Origin of the sequence: Agromyces zhanjiangensis (genome assembly GCF_040496055.1) — a bacterium.
Classification (GTDB): Bacteria; Actinomycetota; Actinomycetes; order Actinomycetales; family Microbacteriaceae; genus Agromyces; species Agromyces zhanjiangensis.
The window spans coordinates 39,385-56,008 of record NZ_JBEPKB010000007.1 but is presented as its reverse complement, the minus strand read 5'-3'; the positions used below and the strand labels follow the sequence as shown (position 1 = coordinate 56,008).

At 72.1% G+C, this 16,624-nt stretch carries 16 protein-coding genes; 10 read left to right on the top strand and 6 right to left on the bottom strand.

Annotated features, from left to right (window positions below; translation table 11 throughout):
• The first annotated feature begins 25 nt into the window (after positions 1 to 25).
• Together ABME02_RS13515 and ABME02_RS13510 are read left to right on the top strand one after the other, a co-directional pair.
• Positions 26 to 1,507, top strand: a complete 1,482-nt coding sequence (locus ABME02_RS13515; RefSeq protein WP_353815873.1) for an APC family permease — start codon at positions 26 to 28, stop codon at positions 1,505 to 1,507.
• A 15-nt stretch (positions 1,508 to 1,522) separates the two neighbouring features.
• Positions 1,523 to 2,116: a TetR/AcrR family transcriptional regulator gene (locus ABME02_RS13510; RefSeq protein ID WP_353815872.1), complete on the top strand. Its 594-nt coding sequence runs from the start codon at positions 1,523 to 1,525 to the stop codon at positions 2,114 to 2,116.
• 28 nt (positions 2,117 to 2,144) lie between these two features.
• On the opposite strand, the gene ABME02_RS13505 is transcribed toward ABME02_RS13510, so the two are convergent.
• A complete protein-coding gene (locus ABME02_RS13505) occupies positions 2,145 to 2,528 on the bottom strand; it encodes a cupin domain-containing protein (protein ID WP_353815871.1) in 384 nt (127 codons plus the stop codon).
• Positions 2,525 to 3,973: an NAD(P)/FAD-dependent oxidoreductase gene (locus ABME02_RS13500; protein WP_353815870.1), complete on the bottom strand. Its 1,449-nt coding sequence runs from the start codon at positions 3,971 to 3,973 to the stop codon at positions 2,525 to 2,527. Before ABME02_RS13500 ends, ABME02_RS13505 begins: the two co-directional genes overlap by 4 nt.
• Positions 3,974 to 4,157: 184 nt before the next feature.
• Between ABME02_RS13500 and ABME02_RS13495 the strand changes: the two genes are divergently transcribed.
• Entirely contained in the window at positions 4,158 to 4,964 is an 807-nt protein-coding gene (locus ABME02_RS13495; RefSeq protein ID WP_353815869.1) for a glycoside hydrolase family 16 protein, read from the top strand.
• 9 nt (positions 4,965 to 4,973) lie between these two features.
• Here ABME02_RS13495 and ABME02_RS13490 read toward each other — a convergent pair whose 3' ends face one another.
• Positions 4,974 to 6,098 (bottom strand): serine hydrolase domain-containing protein, encoded by a 1,125-nt coding sequence (locus ABME02_RS13490; RefSeq protein WP_353815868.1) that lies wholly within the window; start codon positions 6,096 to 6,098, stop codon positions 4,974 to 4,976.
• A 130-nt stretch (positions 6,099 to 6,228) separates the two neighbouring features.
• Here ABME02_RS13490 and ABME02_RS13485 point away from each other — a divergent pair, with 130 nt between their 5' ends.
• On the top strand, positions 6,229 to 6,774 hold the full coding sequence (locus tag ABME02_RS13485; protein WP_353815867.1) for a PadR family transcriptional regulator: 546 nt from the start codon (positions 6,229 to 6,231) through the stop codon (positions 6,772 to 6,774).
• 120 nt (positions 6,775 to 6,894) lie between these two features.
• Here the strand turns inward: ABME02_RS13485 and ABME02_RS13480 are convergent, their stop codons facing one another.
• Entirely contained in the window at positions 6,895 to 8,400 is a 1,506-nt protein-coding gene (locus ABME02_RS13480) for a helix-turn-helix domain-containing protein (RefSeq protein WP_353815866.1), read from the bottom strand.
• A 235-nt stretch (positions 8,401 to 8,635) separates the two neighbouring features.
• Between ABME02_RS13480 and ABME02_RS13475 the strand changes: the two genes are divergently transcribed.
• The 5 genes from ABME02_RS13475 (at position 8,636) to ABME02_RS13455 (ending at position 13,354) form a co-directional block, all read left to right on the top strand.
• Positions 8,636 to 9,325 (top strand): hypothetical protein, encoded by a 690-nt coding sequence (locus tag ABME02_RS13475; protein WP_353815865.1) that lies wholly within the window; start codon positions 8,636 to 8,638, stop codon positions 9,323 to 9,325.
• Between the two features lie 31 nt (positions 9,326 to 9,356).
• The gene (locus ABME02_RS13470; RefSeq protein WP_353815864.1) at positions 9,357 to 11,447 is read left to right on the top strand and encodes a sensor histidine kinase; all 2,091 of its coding nucleotides are present in this window, start codon (positions 9,357 to 9,359) and stop codon (positions 11,445 to 11,447) included.
• Positions 11,437 to 12,105 (top strand): response regulator, encoded by a 669-nt coding sequence (locus tag ABME02_RS13465; protein WP_353815863.1) that lies wholly within the window; start codon positions 11,437 to 11,439, stop codon positions 12,103 to 12,105. Before ABME02_RS13470 ends, ABME02_RS13465 begins: the two co-directional genes overlap by 11 nt.
• Positions 12,106 to 12,203: 98 nt before the next feature.
• Positions 12,204 to 12,671 carry a hypothetical protein gene (locus ABME02_RS13460; RefSeq protein WP_353815862.1) on the top strand — a complete coding sequence of 156 codons (468 nt, stop codon included), beginning with the start codon at positions 12,204 to 12,206 and terminating at the stop codon, positions 12,669 to 12,671.
• A gap of 35 nt (positions 12,672 to 12,706) precedes the next feature.
• Complete coding sequence (locus ABME02_RS13455; protein WP_353815861.1) at positions 12,707 to 13,354, top strand: GNAT family N-acetyltransferase; 648 nt, start codon at positions 12,707 to 12,709, stop codon at positions 13,352 to 13,354.
• A gap of 38 nt (positions 13,355 to 13,392) precedes the next feature.
• On the opposite strand, the gene ABME02_RS13450 is transcribed toward ABME02_RS13455, so the two are convergent.
• Entirely contained in the window at positions 13,393 to 13,830 is a 438-nt protein-coding gene (locus tag ABME02_RS13450) for a winged helix-turn-helix transcriptional regulator (RefSeq protein WP_353815860.1), read from the bottom strand.
• Between the two features lie 109 nt (positions 13,831 to 13,939).
• On the opposite strand from ABME02_RS13450, the gene ABME02_RS13445 reads away from it, so the two are divergent.
• On the top strand, positions 13,940 to 14,803 hold the full coding sequence (locus ABME02_RS13445) for an NAD-dependent epimerase/dehydratase family protein (protein ID WP_353815859.1): 864 nt from the start codon (positions 13,940 to 13,942) through the stop codon (positions 14,801 to 14,803).
• Between the two features lie 80 nt (positions 14,804 to 14,883).
• Here the strand turns inward: ABME02_RS13445 and ABME02_RS13440 are convergent, their stop codons facing one another.
• Positions 14,884 to 16,560, bottom strand: coding sequence for an amidohydrolase (locus tag ABME02_RS13440; protein ID WP_353815858.1), 1,677 nt, complete (start codon positions 16,558 to 16,560; stop codon positions 14,884 to 14,886).
• Positions 16,561 to 16,624 lie beyond the last annotated feature (64 nt).

Here is a 16,624-nt window from a genome sequence, read left to right as displayed (position 1 = left end):
GCCCAGCGCGTGAGGAGACCTTGCAATGACGCAACAGATCCCCGAGACGATCGAATCCGGCGCCCCGCCGACCCAGCAGGCGGCCGGAGCCGGCAGGCTCGCCGGCGGCCGGCTCCGCGTGTGGGACATCGTGTTCTTCGTCGTGTCCGCGGCCGCCCCGCTGACGGTGGTCGCGAGTGCCGCGCCCACGACCATGCGGCTCGGCGGCGTCGGCGCTGCGGGCGCGATCCTCGTCTGCGGCGCCATCCTGGTCTTCTTCGCGGTCGGCTTCACCGCGATGTCGCGGCACGTCCGCAACACCGGAGCCTTCTACGCGTACGCCTCGCGCGGGCTCGGCAAGCCCGTCGGCATCGGGACGGCCCTGGTCACGGTGTTCGCCTACATCGTCCTCTCGGTCAGCTTCTACGGATTCCTCGGCTTCTTCGCCCAGCTGACCTTCGCCAACCTGGTCGGCCTCGACCTGCCGTGGCCGATCTGGTCGCTCATCGCCGTCGCGTGCGTCGCCTTCCTCGGCTACCGCAAGGTGGACGTCGGTGCGAAGGTGCTCGCCGTGCTCCTCACGGCTGAGGTGGGCATCCTGCTCGTGCTGTCGATCGCGGTCCTCGTGAACGGCGGCCCGGAGCCGTGGAGCGCGGCGCCGTTCGCACCCGAGGCCGTCTTCCTCGCGCCGGGCGTGGCCGCGCTGTTCGTCACGGGCTTCGGCGCGTACATGGGCTTCGAGGGCACGGCGATCTACTCCGAGGAGGCGAAGGACCCGGCGCGCACCGTGCCGATCGCCACCTACATCGCGATCGGCTTCCTCGCGGTGTTCTACGCGTTCACGTTCTGGATGATCACGGTCGCCTTCGGCATCGAGGGCGTGGTCGACCTCGTCGCGAGCGACGACTTCGAGTCGACCGTGTTCATCGCGGGCGAGCAGTACCTCGGCTCGTGGGCGGGGATCGCGCTGCAGGTGCTCATCGTGACGAGCTTCTTCGCGTGCCTGCTGGCCTTCCACAACGCCTCGAGCCGCTACGCCTACTCGCTCGCCCGCGAGGGACTCCTGCCCAAGCGACTCGCACGCACCCACCCCACCAGCAAGTCTCCGCATGTGGCGAGCACGACGATCGCCGCGATCGCCGTGGTCGCGATCCTCGCGGCCTGGGCCACCGGTGCCGACCCGATCCTGCAGCTCGGCATCTGGTCGTACGGCGCCGGCGTCGCCGGACTCGTCTTCGCGCAGGCGGTCGCCGCCGTGTCGGTCATCGGGTTCTTCGCCCGCGACCGGCGCGGATACGGCCGGTTCCGGGTTGTGGTCGCTCCCGTCATCGGCGCGCTCGGCCTGATCGGCGGGTTCCTGCTCATCGTGCTCAACTTCCAGTACGTGACGGGTCTCGAACCCGGCGCGAACGCGCTGCTCATCCTGCCCACCCCGGTGCTGTTCGCGGCCGGTATCGTGTGGGGACTGGTCCTCCGCCGTCGCAACCCCGCGCAGTACGCCGCGCTGGCGGAGACGACCGCCGACTGACCCCGGAACGGTGACGTGAAGTACTCCACCAAGCAGGCGCAGCGCCGCGACGCCCTCGTCGCGGCGCTGCGTCGCGTCGCCGGGGAGCGCGGCATCCTGCAGGCGAACGTGCGCACCGTGGCCGCCGAAGCCGAGGTCAGCGCGGGCAGCGTGCTGTACTACTTCCCGACCTTCGACGACCTCGTCGCAGCGGCCGTCGAGGGGGTGCTCGAGGAGTTCTACGAGCGCCGCCGCCGGATCGCCGAGGAGGTCGCCGACCCGCGTGAGCGCCTTCGGGCCATGATCGAAGCGGGCATCCCCGACGAGATCAGCGACGACCTCCGGATCGTGTACGAGAGCATCGCGCTGCTGCCCGAGCGACCGCAACTGCGCCCCCTGCATCGATCGATCATCGAGCGGCAGGTCATGCTGTTCCGCACGACGCTCGAGATCGGCGCCGGGCTCGGGGCGTTCCGGCCGCGCATGCCCGTCGCCGCGATCGCACGGAACCTCGTCGCGCTCGAGGACTCGTACGACATGTACCCCCTGCTCGGGCTCGGCCTCGACCGGGCGGAGTGCCGCCGCGCGGTCCTCGACTACGCGGCCCTCGCGCTCGACTGCGAGCTCTGACGACGCGGCCGACCGGGGGCGGCAGCGGTCAGCGGGCGATGAACAGCTTCCGCAGCGTCTCGGTCACGGTCCACACCGTCGACATGCCCGCGTCGAGGCGCACGATCGACCCGGGTCGGAGCTCGATCGCCGGCAGCGCCGGCTCGACGAACTCGACCGTCGCCCGGCCGGCGATGACGAGGAACACCTCGTCGACCTCGATGTCGCGCATCGCGCCCGGTGTCATCTCCCAGACGCCGAGCTCACCCGCGCGTCCGCCGTCGGCGGGCTCGTCGAGCGCGGTGTAGCCGGTCGTGGGCGTGCCGTCGACGACCTGTTCGGTCGGCACGGGCCGGTGCGTGAGCGGGAGTGCCGCGGCATCCGTCATCGCACCCGCCTCGAGGCGGGCGAACGCGGGCTCGGGCGCGGTCACGAGTCGAACCCGAGGCCGAGGGCGTCGAGGGTCTTCAGCAGCATGTTGCGTCGTCCTCCGTCGTGGTCGGCGCGGTCGAGCGACCAGCGCGTGGCGTTGATGCCGAGGGACGCCGCGGGCTCCGGGGGGAACGGCAGCGGGCGCGTCTTCACCATCTTCAGGCGCGTGCGCTCGGTGTCGCGACCCGCGAGCAGGTCCAGCATCGTCTCGGCCATGAACCGCGTCGACGCGACGCCGAGCCCGGTGAATCCCGACGCGTAGGCGACGCGGCCGTCGCGCGCGAGGCCGGTGAACGCCGTGAACTGCGTCGACGTGTCGATCGCGCCGGCCCACCGGTGCGTGAAGCGCAGCCCCTCGAGCTGCGGGTAGGTCGTGAAGAAGTGGCTCGCGAGCTTCTCGTAGCTCTCGGGGCGGTCCTCGTAGGCGTCGCGGATGCGGCCGCCGAAGTGGTAGATCGCGTCGTAGCCGCCGTAGAGGATCCGGCCGTCGCGCGTCATGCGCGAGTAGTGGAACTGGTTCGCCATGTCGCCGACGCCCTGGCGGTTCGCCCAGCCGATCGCCGCGCGCTGATCGTCGGAGAGCGGCTCGGTCATGAGCACGTAGTCGTAGACGGGCACGGTCATCAGGCGGTTGCGCTTCAGCAGCGACGGGAAGACGTTCGTCGCGAGCACCGCGCGCGTCGCGTCGACGCGGCCGTGCTCGGTGACGAGCTGCACCGCACCGGTCGAGCCGGGGGTGTCGAGGCGCGTCACCGGCGAGCCCTCGAAGATCTCGACGCCCGCCTCTTCCGCGACGCGTGCGAGCTCGGCGGCGAGCTTCGCCGGGTGCAGGATGGCGCTCGTGCGCGTGTTCCAGATGGCGCCGAGGTACGTGGGGGAGTCGATCTCATCGCGAACCTGGTGCTCGTCGAGCAGCTTCACGGTGTCGTCGCCGCGCGACGCGGCATCCGCCGCCGCCTCGTGCAGCCACTCGACCTGATGCGGCTCGACGGCGACGTCGAGGGCGCCGTTGCGCTCGAACTCGAAGTCCATGCCGAACTCGGCCTCGGACGCCTCGATCGCGTCGAGGTTCGCCAGCCCGAGCCGGTCGAGCTCGTCGATCTCGTCGGGCCAGCGCGAGAGGCCGTTCTCGCGGCCGTGCGTGAGGCTCGCCTCGCAGAAGCCGCCGTTGCGGCCCGACGCCGCCCACCCGATGCGCTTCGCCTCGAGCAGCACGACGTGCAGGTCGGGGTTGGCGCGCTTGGCGAGCACTGCGGTCCAGAGACCCGTGTACCCGCCGCCGACCACGGCGAGGTCGGCGACGATCGTGCCCTCGAGGCGGGCGCGGGCGCGCTTCGCCTCATCGGCGAGGTCGTCGAGCCAGAACACGCGGTGCGCGGTGTCGGCGAGGCTGCGGTCGATGACGGATGCCGCGGGGCGGCGGCGTTCGAAGACGGTCGTTCCCATGGGTGGGATCACTCCAAGTCGGTCTGGTGCCCTCCATCCTGCCGCATATTGCACAGATGGACAATAGGCGGATCGTCGTGATGGGCGGGGGCGACCGGACAGGGTGGCCGGGGTTCGCCGGCCGTCCGCCCGGTGCTGTGGATGAAGGACCCTCGTGTCGGCGGTGTAGGGGAGGATCGAGCGCATGCCCGCAGTGCCGCCCGCTCCTCCCGTGCCGCCGCCCGCCCCCGACCTGCTCGAGTTCGACGCCGATCTCACCGGTCCCGAGCTCGACCTCGAGCAGTGGATCCCGCACTACCTGCCCCAGTGGTCGAGCCGCGAACGATCGCGCGCCAGATACGACGTGGTCGACGGCGTCCTGCGGCTCCGCGTCGACGCCGACCAGTCGCCGTGGTCGGTCGAGTACGACGGGCCGACGCAGGTGTCGAACCTGCAGACCGCGGTGCGGTCCGGACCGCTCGGCTCGACCTCGGGGCAGCATCCGTTCCGCGAGGGGCTCGTGGTCCGCGAGGCGCAGGCCGAGCGCCGGCTGTTCACGCCGCACTTCGGTCGCGTCGAGATCGTCGCTGCGATCGACGGGATCGACGAGCATGCCATGGCGGCCCTCTGGATGATCGGCCTCGAGGACGAGCCGTCGCAGTCCGCCGAGATCTGCGTCTTCGAGGTCTTCGGTCGCGACATCGCCGACGACGGCAGTGCACTCGTCGGCATGGGCGTCCACCCGTTCAACGACCCGTCCATCACCGACGACTTCGAGCAGGTGCGCGTGCACGAGGACGTGCGCGAACCGCACCGCTACGCGGTCGACTGGCGGCCCGACGAGGTCGTCTTCTCCGTCGACGGGCTCGTCCGCAAGCGCGTCGCGCAGTCGCCGCAGTACCCGATGCAGCTCATGCTCAACGTCTACGCGTTCCCGCCCGAGCCGCCCGCCGCGGCCCGCTACCCGGAGTCGTTCGCGGTGCACGCGGTGCGGGGATACCGGGCGGAGTGAGCTCGGCGTTCAGGTGCGGGCGACGGCCTGGAGTGCGCGCTCGACCTCGATGAGGGTCATGAAGCTGCGCCGCATCTCGCGCGTCGACGCGAAGTTCAGGACGAGGTCGGCGTCGTGGACCGGGTCGTGGAAGAGGTGCGTCGCGAGCACGCCGATGTGGCCGGTCGGTCGGGGGAGGCCCGCCAGGAACGGCGAGAGCCCGCCGAATCGGATCTGCATGATGCCTGCTCCGTACCGGATGCCCGGACGGAATCGGTTGCGCGGCTCGGCGAGGTACGCGAGCGTCGCCGGCGCGATCAGCGTGCCGTCATGGAGTGCACGGCTGAAGGCGAGCAGGTCGCCGGGCGTGCTCACGATGCCGCCGCCGGCCCAGTCGCAGCTGAGGCTCGTGAACCGGCTCGCCTCCACCCGTCCGAGATGGAGTGGTGCGATGACCGGACGTGTCGAGGCGGCGGTGACGCCCGCTGAGGTCTGCAGCGCGCGGTCGCGGTCACGGTCGGGCGTCGAGTGGAACAGCAGCGCGCTGTCGCGCATGCCGGCCGGGTCGAAGATGCGCTCGTGCAGCACTTCGTGGAACGCGCGGCCGGTCGCCTCCTCGACGATGCGGCCGAGGAGGACGAATCCGGTGTCCGAGTAGCGGAATCGCTCGCCGGGTCGCCCGACCGGACGTTGACGGTTCCGGCTCGCCTCGAGAAGGTCTGCGGGTGTCCACAGCCGGTCGGGCTCCGAGACGACGAGGTCGCGTATCCGCGGCCCGCTCGTGACCGGCCCGTCGAAGTAGTCGGCCACGCCGGCGGTGTGCGAGAGCAGGTGGTCGACGGTGGCGCCGCCCGCGGCATCCGTCATCGAGGTCGTCGCGAAGAGACCGGCGACCTCGTCGTTCGGAAGCAGGTCGGCGACGCGGGTGTCGAACGCGAACGCCCGCTGCTCGACGAGCTGGGCGATGAGCGTGGCGGTGGCGAGCTTGCCGACGCTCGCGACATGGAACCGGGCGTCCGCGTCCCCGAAGCGGTAGTCGATGCCGAGTGCGGGAGCCCGGACCGCCACCTGCGGCGGACCGAGCTCGCCACGGCGGCGCGTCACGCGGGCGAGGTGTCGGTCCAGGCGTGTGGCGAACGACTCGGCTGGGACCATCTGCGAGAATCCTCTCGTCTCGGATCGTGATATCACGAAGAGGGATATCACGAGTAGGAATATACGTCGCCGATCGGCCGCCGACAAGGGGCGGTGCGTGATCGGGGGCGAATCGCGGAGGGAGCGCCGGATGGGCAACGTGATCCTGGGGCTGCTCATGCTCCTCGGGCCGCAGACCCTCTACTCGCTGAACACCCAGTTCCAGCGCGGACCGTCGCTGTTCTATCGGGCGAGCTTCGGGAGCCTGCAGAGCGCGCTGCGGGGCCTCGTCGCGTCGGGGCACGTGACCGTCGAGGGGGTCGTCGAGCGCGGGCGCAGCAAGAAGATCCACACGATCACCGACGAGGGCAGGGACGCGTTCCACGCGTGGATCCGTTCGCCGCTCGCCGGCGGCGACCTCGAGGTCGCCGCGCTCAGCCGGCTCTTCCTGCTCGGGCTCGTCGACGACGCGGCAGAGCGGCGCGACATCCTCGACCACATCGTCGCAGAGGTCGAGCGCGAACTCGCCAGGCTCGAGGAGTTCGCCGCCGCCCTCGACGAGCAGGCCGACGCCGTGCCCGACGAGTACCGCGAGGTGTTCCGCTACCAGCGCGCGACGCTCGACTACGGGCTCATGGCGCACCGCGCCGGACTCGCCTGGTTCCGCGACCTCGCCGCGGGCGAGCCCGGCGCCTGACTCGGTCGCGCTGCGCGCGACGACCCGGCAGGGCTGCGGTCGGACGGAAACGGGCGGCACGAGGTGCCGACGGGCGCCGAGACTCGTCCTTTCGACGCGAGCGAGGTGCGGGCGTGCGGGTCAGGCGCGGGGCGCGTGAGTCTCGAGGAACTGGTACACCTCGGTCTGGTCGACGCCCGGGAAGGTGCCCGTGGGAAGCGCCGCGAGCAGCGACGTCGGGGTTCGGGCGGCCGGCCACGAGGCATCCGCCCACTTGCCCGAGAGCTCGTCGGGCGCGCGCCGGCAGCACGACTCGTCGGGGCAGCGCGACACCGCACGATGCGGTGTCTCACGGCCTCGGAACCACTTCACGTGCTCGAACGGCACGCCGACCGACACCGAGTACTCGCCCTCCTTGGCCTTCTCGATGCGCGACGTGCACCAGAACGTGCCCGACGAGGTGTCGGTGTACTGGTACCAGGGGCTGAAGCGGTCCTCGACGTCGAACACCGTGCGGGCCGTCCAGTTGCGGCACACCGTCGTGCCCTCGACGGCACCGAGCGCGTCGGAGGGGAAGCGCACCGAGTCGTTCTCGTACGCCTTGATGATCGTGCCCGACTCGTGCACCTTCATGAAGTGCACCGGGATGTCGAGCCGCGCCGTCGCCAGGTTCGTGAACCGGTGCGCGGCCGTCTCGTACGAGACCGCGAAGTGGTCGCGGAGCTCCTCCATCGAGATGCGGCGGAGGTTCTTCGCCTCGGTCAGGTAGCGGACGGCGGCCTGCTCGGGCAGCAGGATCGCGGCCGTGAGGTAGTTCGTCTCGATGCGCTGGCGGAGGAAGTCGCCGTAGTTGCCGGGCTCCTCGTGGCCGAGCAGGTGGCTGGCGAGCGCCTGCAGGATCGGCGAGCGCGAGTCGCGCGAGGGCGACTGCTGGGTCGGCAGGTAGATGCGTCCGTTGCGCTTGTCGGTCACCGACCGCGTCGAATGCGGCAGGTCGCCGACGTAGTGCAGCGAGTAGCCGAGGTGGCTCGCCATGTCGGCCACCAGCTGGTGGGAGACCGGGCCGCCCGCGTGCCCGACGGCCTCGAGGAGTTCGGCGGCCTTCGCCTCGAGCTCGGGGTAGAAGTTGTCGCGTGCCCGCATCTCGGCGCGCAGCTGGGCGTTGGCCCGGCGCGCCTCCTCGGGCGTCGCGGCCCGCTCGCGGTGCAGGCGGTCGATCTCGTTGTGCAGCGCGAGGATGGTCTCGAGGGTCTGGTCGCTCATGGTCTTCGCGACGCGGAACGGCTCGAGGCCGAGCGCGGAGAACACCGGGCCGCGCTGCGCGCGCTCCACGGCGATCTCGAGTGCCGCGCGCTCCGACGGGGCGTCGGGCCGGAGCAGCTCGTCGGCCGTCGTGCCGAGCGCCAGGGCGATGGTACGGAGCATCGAAAGTCGCGGTTCGCGCTTGCCGTTCTCGATCGCGCTCACCTGCGAAGGCGCCCGGTCGATCGCCGCGGCGAGCTGCCCGAGGGTCATGCCGGCGGCGAGTCGGCGCTCGCGGATGCGGCGGCCGAGCGTCAGCGCGTCGACCTCGTCGGGCCCGGGCTCGGGCGCGGCGGTGTACGCGGCCTGCGGGGTCGCGATGCGGGCTCGATCGGCGGTGACCATGCCTCATGCTCACATGCGCACTCGACTGGCGCAAACCGAATACTTGCCGAAGTTCTGCGTCAGCGCTGCATTCTGAGCGTTCTGACCGATCGACGGGGCCGGACGGTGATGAAGAAGACCGTGAATTCCGTTGCTCGAGCCACTCCGTGCGGAAATGGGACCGACGGTCCCGTGCGATCGGGACACCGGGACGGCCAGCGTGGAGGCATCGAAATCCTCACGGAAGGAGCCCGCCATGTCCACGCGAGCCGACGACCCCGCCATCCCGACGACGCGGACCCGGCGCCGATTCCATCCGACACGGCTGCTCGGCCTCGCCTTCCTCGTCGTGTTCGCTGCCGGCACCGTCGTCTTCACCCTGCCGCCCTATGTCTACGAGGGCAGCACGCTCGACGACTTCGCCGCGGCCCATTCCGACGACGTGCGGCTCAACCTGACGTCGTTGGTCGGCGTCGTGCTCTTCCCGCTCGCCGGCGTCCTCGTCGCCTGGGCCGCGGCGTTCCTGCGACGATCGGTCGACGTCGGACGCACCTCGCCCTCGATCGGCGGGCAGCTCGGCGTCGTCGGTGCCGCGATCCTCGCGGTCGGGTCGCTCGTGGCCGGGGCCGCATCGTCCGCCGGCGCGCACGTCGCCGCCGGTACCGTCGACGGCGGCTTCGCACCGGTGCCCGAGGTCGGGTACGGCCTCGAGATGCTCGCGAGCCAGTTGTTCAACGTGAGCACCATCGGACTCTCGCTGCTGCTGGTCGCGTTCGGCGTGACCGCCTGGCGCTCGCGTCGGCTGCCGAGATGGCTCGCGTGGGCCGGGTTCGTGGTCGCCCCGATGGTCCCCGTCGCGTGGATGCTGGGCATGTTCCCGCTGCTGTTCGCGGTGGCATGGGTCGCCGTCGCCACGGCCGTGGTGGATACTGACCCCCAGGGCTGAGGCCGCGTCCAGCGGAGGAGGCGTCGATGCGATGAACGTGCTCCGGTCGCCCAGCACGTGGGCGTGGGTCGTGTGTGCGATCGCGTTCACGTCGGCCGTCGCCCTCGCGGTCCTCGTCATCCTCGAGCGCGACGACCTGCCCGTCGCCATCGTCGACCAGCTCCCGTTCTACGTCGGCGGCGCGGTGTTCGTCCCGTTCATCGGGGTCCCGGCCGCGATCATCCTCCGACGCCTTCCGCGGCACCCGATCGGCTGGATCATCATGGTCGCCGTAGGCAGCATCATCCTGGACACCGCCGCGAGGTGGATCGTGATCGAGGGGTGGTACCTCGCTCCCGGGAGCCTGCCCGGCGTGGAGGTAGCGGCTTGGTTCGCCGAGCGGAGCTGGTACCCGGCGATGATCGCGCTGCTCACCTTCGTCCCGCTGCTCTTCCCCGACGGCCGGCCGCCGAGCCGGCGGTGGCGGCCGGTGGTGATCGCGCTCATCGTGTGGCTCGTCCTCGCCACCGTCGGATACGCGCTCTACCCGTCCGAGCCGGTCGACTTCGTCGACGTCCCTCGGGTGATCGGATCGGACGCCGCCCTCCCCCTCGCCGTGCTCATGGTGCTGACCCCGGTCGCGATCGCGACGGGCTGGGCCGCGGTCCTCGTGCGACGGCGCCGTGCCCGCGGCGATGAGCGCGAGCAGTTGCGGTGGATGCTCTGGGCGGCGGCCATCGCGGCCGTCGGATGGGCCGTGCTGTTCGCGACGGGTGCCACCGGCGTCGGGTGGGGCGACTGGTCGCCCGTCGTCGCGATCCTCCTCGGTTGGGGGCCGCTCGCACTGGTGCTCCTCGCGGTAGCGATCGCGATCGTGAAGTACCGGCTCTACGACATCGACCTCGTCATCAATCGGACGCTCGTCTACGGTGCCCTCACGATCACCGCCCTCGCCGTGTACGGCGCGGTCGTCCTCGCCGTGGGATCGATCGCGCCCGCGTCCGCGGACTGGCGGGTCTCGGTGCTCGTCGTGCTGGTGGTCGCGATCGCCGCCTACCCGCTGCGCGAGTGGCTGCAGCGCATCGTCAACCGCCTCATGTACGGCGACCGCGACAACCCGGCCCGCGCGATGTCGCGCCTGGCCCGCCAGGTCGCCGACACGGCGCTCGCCGAGGACCTGATGCCCGCCGTGACCGCCGGCGTCGGCGAGGCGCTGCGCGTGCCGTACGTCGCGGTCGTCCCGGCAGGTTCCGCACGGCCGATCGCAGCATACGGAACCCGGACGAGCGAGGCGCAGGCGTTCCCGCTCGTGCACCAGGGCGAGTCGATCGGCACGCTCGAGGTGGGGCTCCGTGCCCGGGGCGAGGCGTTCTCCGCCGCCGACCGCCGTGTGCTGGAGGATCTCGCCAGGCAGGTCGCCGGGACCGTGCGGGCCGTGCAGCTCGCGGAGGACCTCCAGGCATCGCGCGAGCAGCTCGTGCTCGCCCGCGAGGAGGAGCGGCGGCGGCTCCGACGGGACATCCACGACGGCATCGGATCGGCGCTCGCCGCGCTCGCGCTCCAGGCGGGGAACCTCCGGCGCTCGCTGCCGCCCGATTCGAACGGCGCCGAGGAACGCGTGACGAGGCTCGAGGGCGGCATTCGGGACGCCGTGCTCGACATCCGGCGGATCGTCGACGACCTCCGGCCGCCCGCGCTCGACGACCTCGGCCTCGCGGGTGCCATCCATGAGCGCGCCGACTCGCTCCTGCCAGGGCGGACCACGCTCGACCTCCGGACGCGCGGGGTGGTGCTGCCCGCCGCGCTCGAGGTCGCCGCCTACCGCATCGCGACCGAGGCGATGACCAACGCCGCCCGGCACAGCGGCGCGTCCTCGGTACTCGTTCGCCTCCACGCAGGCGACGGTGCCCTGCGGATCGAGGTCTCGGACGACGGCGACGGGATGGCCGACACCGACACGGGCAGCGACGCCGCCGGCGCCGGCGCCGGCGCAGGCGCCGGCATCGGGCTCCGGTCGATGCGCGAACGCGCCGGCGAGCTCGGCGGATCGTTCGAGGTCGTGTCGCGGCCGGGCGGCGGGACGACCGTCCGCGCCGCGCTCCCGATACCGCCCGAAGGGGAGGGCGCCCGTCATGACCGATGACCTGATCCGCGTGCTCGTCGTCGACGATCACCCCGTCTACCGGGACGGGCTCGTCGGCGTCTTCGCCGAGGCGCCCGCACTCGTCGTCGTCGGGACCGCGGCCGACGGCCCCGACGCCGTGCGGGAGGCCGAGCGACTGCAGCCGGACGTCGTGCTCATGGACGTCAACCTGCCCACCCTGAGCGGCATCGAAGCGACGCGGACGATCGTTCGGGCGAGCCCGCACATCGCGGTCCTCGTCCTGACGATGGTCGATGATCACGACGCCGTGTTCGCCGCGATGCGCGCGGGGGCCCGGGGATACCTGTTGAAGGGGGCGACCCCGGAGGAGATCGTGCGCGCCACCGAGGCCGTCGCCGCCGGCGACGCGGTGTTCGGTTCGGGCATCGCCGGCCGGGTGCTCGCCTACTTCTCCGCGGAACGGGCGGGCGGCCCGGCGGCCGAGGCCTTCCCCACGCTGACCGCGCGAGAGCGGGAGGTCCTGGAGCTGATCGCGTCGGGGGCCCGCAACCAGGAGATCGCGCGCGAGCTCTACGTGAGCCCGAAGACGGTGCGGAACCACATCTCCAACATCTTCACCAAGCTCCACGTCGCCGACCGCGACGAGGCCATCGCGCTGGCGCGCGACGCCGGGGTCGGTCGCGACGAGGAGCCCTGAAGGGTCATCCGAAGTCGCTGGGAGCCCGTGCACCGGCCGATCAGGCCGTGGCAGGCTGTTCCGGTCCGCCGCTGCGGACTCGAACGGAGGACCCGAACATGACCCTGCGCACCACGTCCGCGCTCGCCGTCCCGGCGATCGCGATGCTCCTGCTCGCCGGCTGCACCGGAATTCCCGGCGGCGGAACGGCTCCGACCGCATCGGCCGGAACGTCGGCCGGCTCCGACCAGACGGTCGACGAGGCGTGCACGGAACTGCGAACCGGACTCGACGAACTCTCCGCGGTGGACGGGGCGGCACTGCAGAGCGACCTCGTCGACGATCCGGAGGCGGCGATCGCCACGATGGACGAGGTCGAGTCCGCGATCGTCGCGGCGACCACTGCGGTCACGAATCCGGAGCTCCGGCCGTCGGCCGAGGCCGCCGCGGACGCGGCGACGTCGTTCTTCGATCAGGCCCGCGCCGCAGCACAGGATCCGATGACGGCCGACCCGGCCACCCTGCAGGCCGGACTCAGCACCCTCGCCTCCGCGGTCGGCGAGCTCCAGGCGGCCTGCGAGGGCTGAGGTCGCTGCGGGGCCGGCATGACTATGGTCGTGCCATGGACCTGGTGGACGTCTGGCCGACCTTCGGCCTCACCCTGCGCACGCCCCGGCTCGAACTCCGCCTCGTGCGCGACGACGACATCGCCGCGCTCGCCGAGGCGGCGATCCGAGGCATCCACGACCCATCGGTGATGCCGTTCGCGCACCCGTGGAGCGACCAGCCTCCCGAGATCCTGCGCCGCGAGCTCGCGCGATACGTGTGGCGCGAGCGCATCGGGACGACGCCCGAGGCGTGGACGCTGCTGTTCGCGGTGATCGAGGACGGTGCGCCGATCGGGATCCAGGACGTGCGCGGGCTGCAGTTCGCGGTGCTCCGCACCGTCTCGACCGGTTCGTGGCTGACCGCGACCCGCCAGGGCGTCGGCCTCGGCATCGAGATGCGGGCCGCCGTGCTCGCGTTCTGCTTCGACCACCTCGGCGCGGAGGTCGCCGAGTCGGGGGCGATCGACTGGAACGCCTCCTCGCTCGGCGTCTCGCGCCACCTCGGCTACGTCGAGAACGGGGAGAAGCGCGTCGTCTCCCGCGGGGAGCATGTCGAGCGCGAGGTGCTGCTGCGGCTCGAGCGCGACCGCTTCGTGCGCCCGGACTGGACCCTCGAGGTCGAGGGGTTCGACGACGCCGTGCGAGCGCAGCTCGGCGCCTGACGGCCCGGATCGACGACGCCCGGCCCGGTCGGGCCGGCTCAGGCCGGTCCGAGGAGCGCCTCCTCCTCCGCCTCCCAGTGACGTTCGCGCGACGCGAGGACCGAGGGGACGTTCGCCTCCGCCCAGACGCGCATGGCCTCGATGGGCTCGAGCAGCGACCGGCCGAGCGGAGTCAGCGAGTACTCGACGCGCGGAGGCGCCCCGTCCCAGGCGCGACGCTCGACGAGCCCGTCCGCCACGAGCGACCGGAGCGTCTCGGCGAGCACCTTCCGCGTCACGTCGCCGACCCTGGCGCGCAACGCGCTGAAGCGCAGCGTTCCGCTGGCCAGGGCCAGGACGACGAACATCGACCAGCGCTCGCCGACTCGGCCGAACGCGACCCGCGTCGGGCACTCGGGATCGAGGACGCCGTGGGCAGGTGGGTCCGAGCGGGTCATCGGGGAGTGGGCGCCGGCCACCGGGGGTACGGTCGTCATTGCTCCTCCAGCCGGGGACGTCTCGCGGACGATGACGGCGGCCGAGCGGCCGCCTCAGCAGTAGGTAACGTTGAAGGAACCGGCCGGCATTCCGTTAGCGTCCTCGGCCATGAGGATTCTGCTCACCGGGGGAACCGGTTTCATCGGATCAGCCGTGCTCGACGTGCTCGTCGGCGCGGGTCACGACGTTCGCGCGGTCGTGCGCAGCGACCGCAGCGCATCGGAGGTGACGGCCCGCGGTGCGACCGCGCTGCGCCTCGACCTCTTCGACGTCGAGGCGACCGCGGTCGCGTTCGCGGACGTCGACGCCGCCGTGCACGCCGCCGCTCCCGAGCAGGGTGCGGACGAGCTCAACGCGGCGGTCGTCGAGGCCGCGATCCGGGCGTTCGGCGACGGCGGCGGTCGCTTCGTGCTCACGAGCGGGGTGTGGGTCCGCGGGGCGGGCGCCGACCTGGTCGAGGATGCGCCGCTCGACACGGCACCCGAGCTCGTCGCCTGGCGGGTGCCGCTGGAGGAGCGGCTGCTCGCGTCATCCGTCGACGCCAGGATCGTCGAGCCGGGCGTCGTGTACGGGCATGGCCGAGGGTTGCTCCGGCTGATCACGGACGCCCCCCGCTCCGCGGGCGGCGCCCTGCGGCTCATCGGCGACGGCCGCCAGCACTGGACGTGGGTGCACGTCGACGACCTCGCCCGGCTCTACCTCGCGGTGCTGGAGCATGACGGTCCGGTCCGTCGGGTGATCGGCTCGGACGGCGCCCCGACGACCGTCCGCAGCATCGCCGAGTCGGTCGCCGGTCCCGCGGGGGTCGTGCCCGAGTCGGCCGAGGCGACGCGCGCTCGACTCGGCACCGCGCTAGCGGACAGCCTGATGCTCGACCAGGCGGCCCGGGGCGGGCTCGCGCGTTCGCTCGGGTGGGAGCCCGAGCACACCGGGGTGCTCGACGAGGTGGCCGAGGCCCGCCGCGCCGCCTGAGCGCGCGCGACCGGCGACGGCGTCGACGATCACCGTTCCTGCCGGATGGGTGACCGTCCGGCAGGAACGCGGATCGGGTCTCAGGCCGCGCGCACCGCGCCGGCGTCCGCCGCCGCGTACACGCGCTCGCCCTCGACGAACGTCTGCTCGACGCGCGTCGCACCGATCTCGTCGACCGGGCCCGCGAAGGGGTCGCGGTCGAGCACCACGAGGTCGGCGTACTTGCCGACCTGGATCGTGCCGGTGACGTCGTCGAGGTGGTTCACCCACGCCGAGCCGGCGGTGTACGCCGTGAGCGAGGTCGCGAGGTCGATGGCCTGCTCGGGCAGGAACGCCTCGTAGTCGCCCTCGGCGTACGCGGGCGCCGACTTCCGGTTGACCGCCGTGTGGATGGCGGCGAGCGGGTCGGGCGTCGAGACCGACCAGTCGCTGCCGGCCGCGAGCACCGCGCCCGAGCGGAGCAGGTCGCCGAACGGGTACTGCCAGGCGCTGCGCGGGTCGCCGAGGAACGGGAGCGTCAGGTCGACCATCTGCGGTTCGAGCGCCGCCCAGAGCGACTGCATGTTCGCGGCGACGCCGAGCTCGCGGAACCGCGGGATGTCCTCGGGGTGCACGACCTGGATGTGCGCGATGTGGTGGCGGTGGTCGCTTCGCCCGTTCGCGGCGATGGTGTGCTCGACGGCGTCGAGGCACTCGCGCACCGCGCGGTCGCCGATGGCGTGGAAGTGCAGCTGGAAGCCGAGTCGGTCGAGTTCGGCGGCGGCGGGGTTCAGCACGGCGGGGTCGACGAACGAGATGCCCGAGTTGTCGGTGAAGTGCCCGTGGCCGTCGCAGTAGGGCTCCAGCATCGAGGCCGTGAAGTTCTCGGCGACGCCGTCCTGCATGATCTTGATGCTCGTCGCGGCGAACCGGCCCGCGCGGTACGCGTCGCGCTTGGCGACGAGGTCGGGGATCTGCTCGATCCCGCGCGTGCGGTCCCACCAGATGGCGCCGACGACCCGGCCGGTGAGCTTCCCGGCGTTCGCGGCCGAGACGTACGCGGGCCCGGGGTCGCCCGCGTCGCCGTAGGTGCCGACGATGGCGTCCTGCCAGGCGGTCACGCCGTACGAGTGCAGGTACTGCTGGCCGAGGAGCACGGCCTCGGTGAGCGTCTCGAGGCTCGTCTCGGGGAGCAGGCGGTTGACGAGCGACATCGCGCCCTCGTGCAGCGTGCCGCTCGGGTGGTCGTCGGCATCCCGCTCGATGCGGCCGTCGGCGGGGTCGGGGGTGTTGCGGTCGATGCCGGCGAGCCGCAGCGCGGCGGAGTTCACCCAGGCGCCGTGCCCGTCGCGGTTGGGCAGGAAGGCCGGGCGGTCGGGCACGACCCGGTCGAGGGCCGCAGCGGTCGGGGTTCCACCGGGGAACGCGGACATGGACCATCCGCCGCCGAGCACCCACTCGTCGTCGGGGTGCGCGGCCGAGTACGCCGCGATGCGGGAGAGGTACTCGTCCTGCGTCGAGAGCTCGGCGAGGTCGCACCGCATCAGGTCGAGCCCGCCCCAGACCGGGTGGACGTGCGCATCTTGGAATCCGGGCACGAGCAGCCGCCCGCGGAGGTCGACGACCTCCGTCGACGCGCCGATCAGGTCGCGGACGTCGTCGTCCGAACCGACCGCGACGATGCGACCGCCGCGCACGGCGACCGCACTGGCGCGCGCACGGACCGTGTCGGCCGTGAAGACGGGACCACCGGTGAAGACGAGGTCTGCGTGGGTCATGGCGCTGGGCTCCTTCGGATCGCGGGCAGGACGGGAGTGGACGTACTGGTGGAGCGGATGCCGC

What these genes read in the sequence shown, in the direction of transcription:
- ABME02_RS13515 (WP_353815873.1), top strand. Translation starts at nt 26, where the DNA reads ATGACGCAACAGATCCCCGAGACGATCGAATCCGGCGCCCCGCCGACC.
- ABME02_RS13500 (WP_353815870.1), bottom strand. Translation starts at nt 3,973, where the DNA reads ATGGGAACGACCGTCTTCGAACGCCGCCGCCCCGCGGCATCCGTCATC.
- ABME02_RS13495 (WP_353815869.1), top strand. Translation starts at nt 4,158, where the DNA reads ATGCCCGCAGTGCCGCCCGCTCCTCCCGTGCCGCCGCCCGCCCCCGAC.
- ABME02_RS13490 (WP_353815868.1), bottom strand. Translation starts at nt 6,098, where the DNA reads ATGGTCCCAGCCGAGTCGTTCGCCACACGCCTGGACCGACACCTCGCC.
- ABME02_RS13485 (WP_353815867.1), top strand. Translation starts at nt 6,229, where the DNA reads ATGGGCAACGTGATCCTGGGGCTGCTCATGCTCCTCGGGCCGCAGACC.
- ABME02_RS13480 (WP_353815866.1), bottom strand. Translation starts at nt 8,400, where the DNA reads ATGGTCACCGCCGATCGAGCCCGCATCGCGACCCCGCAGGCCGCGTAC.
- ABME02_RS13475 (WP_353815865.1), top strand. Translation starts at nt 8,636, where the DNA reads ATGTCCACGCGAGCCGACGACCCCGCCATCCCGACGACGCGGACCCGG.
- ABME02_RS13470 (WP_353815864.1), top strand. Translation starts at nt 9,357, where the DNA reads ATGAACGTGCTCCGGTCGCCCAGCACGTGGGCGTGGGTCGTGTGTGCG.
- ABME02_RS13465 (WP_353815863.1), top strand. Translation starts at nt 11,437, where the DNA reads ATGACCGATGACCTGATCCGCGTGCTCGTCGTCGACGATCACCCCGTC.
- ABME02_RS13460 (WP_353815862.1), top strand. Translation starts at nt 12,204, where the DNA reads ATGACCCTGCGCACCACGTCCGCGCTCGCCGTCCCGGCGATCGCGATG.
- ABME02_RS13455 (WP_353815861.1), top strand. Translation starts at nt 12,707, where the DNA reads ATGGACCTGGTGGACGTCTGGCCGACCTTCGGCCTCACCCTGCGCACG.
- ABME02_RS13450 (WP_353815860.1), bottom strand. Translation starts at nt 13,830, where the DNA reads ATGACGACCGTACCCCCGGTGGCCGGCGCCCACTCCCCGATGACCCGC.
- ABME02_RS13445 (WP_353815859.1), top strand. Translation starts at nt 13,940, where the DNA reads ATGAGGATTCTGCTCACCGGGGGAACCGGTTTCATCGGATCAGCCGTG.
- ABME02_RS13440 (WP_353815858.1), bottom strand. Translation starts at nt 16,560, where the DNA reads ATGACCCACGCAGACCTCGTCTTCACCGGTGGTCCCGTCTTCACGGCC.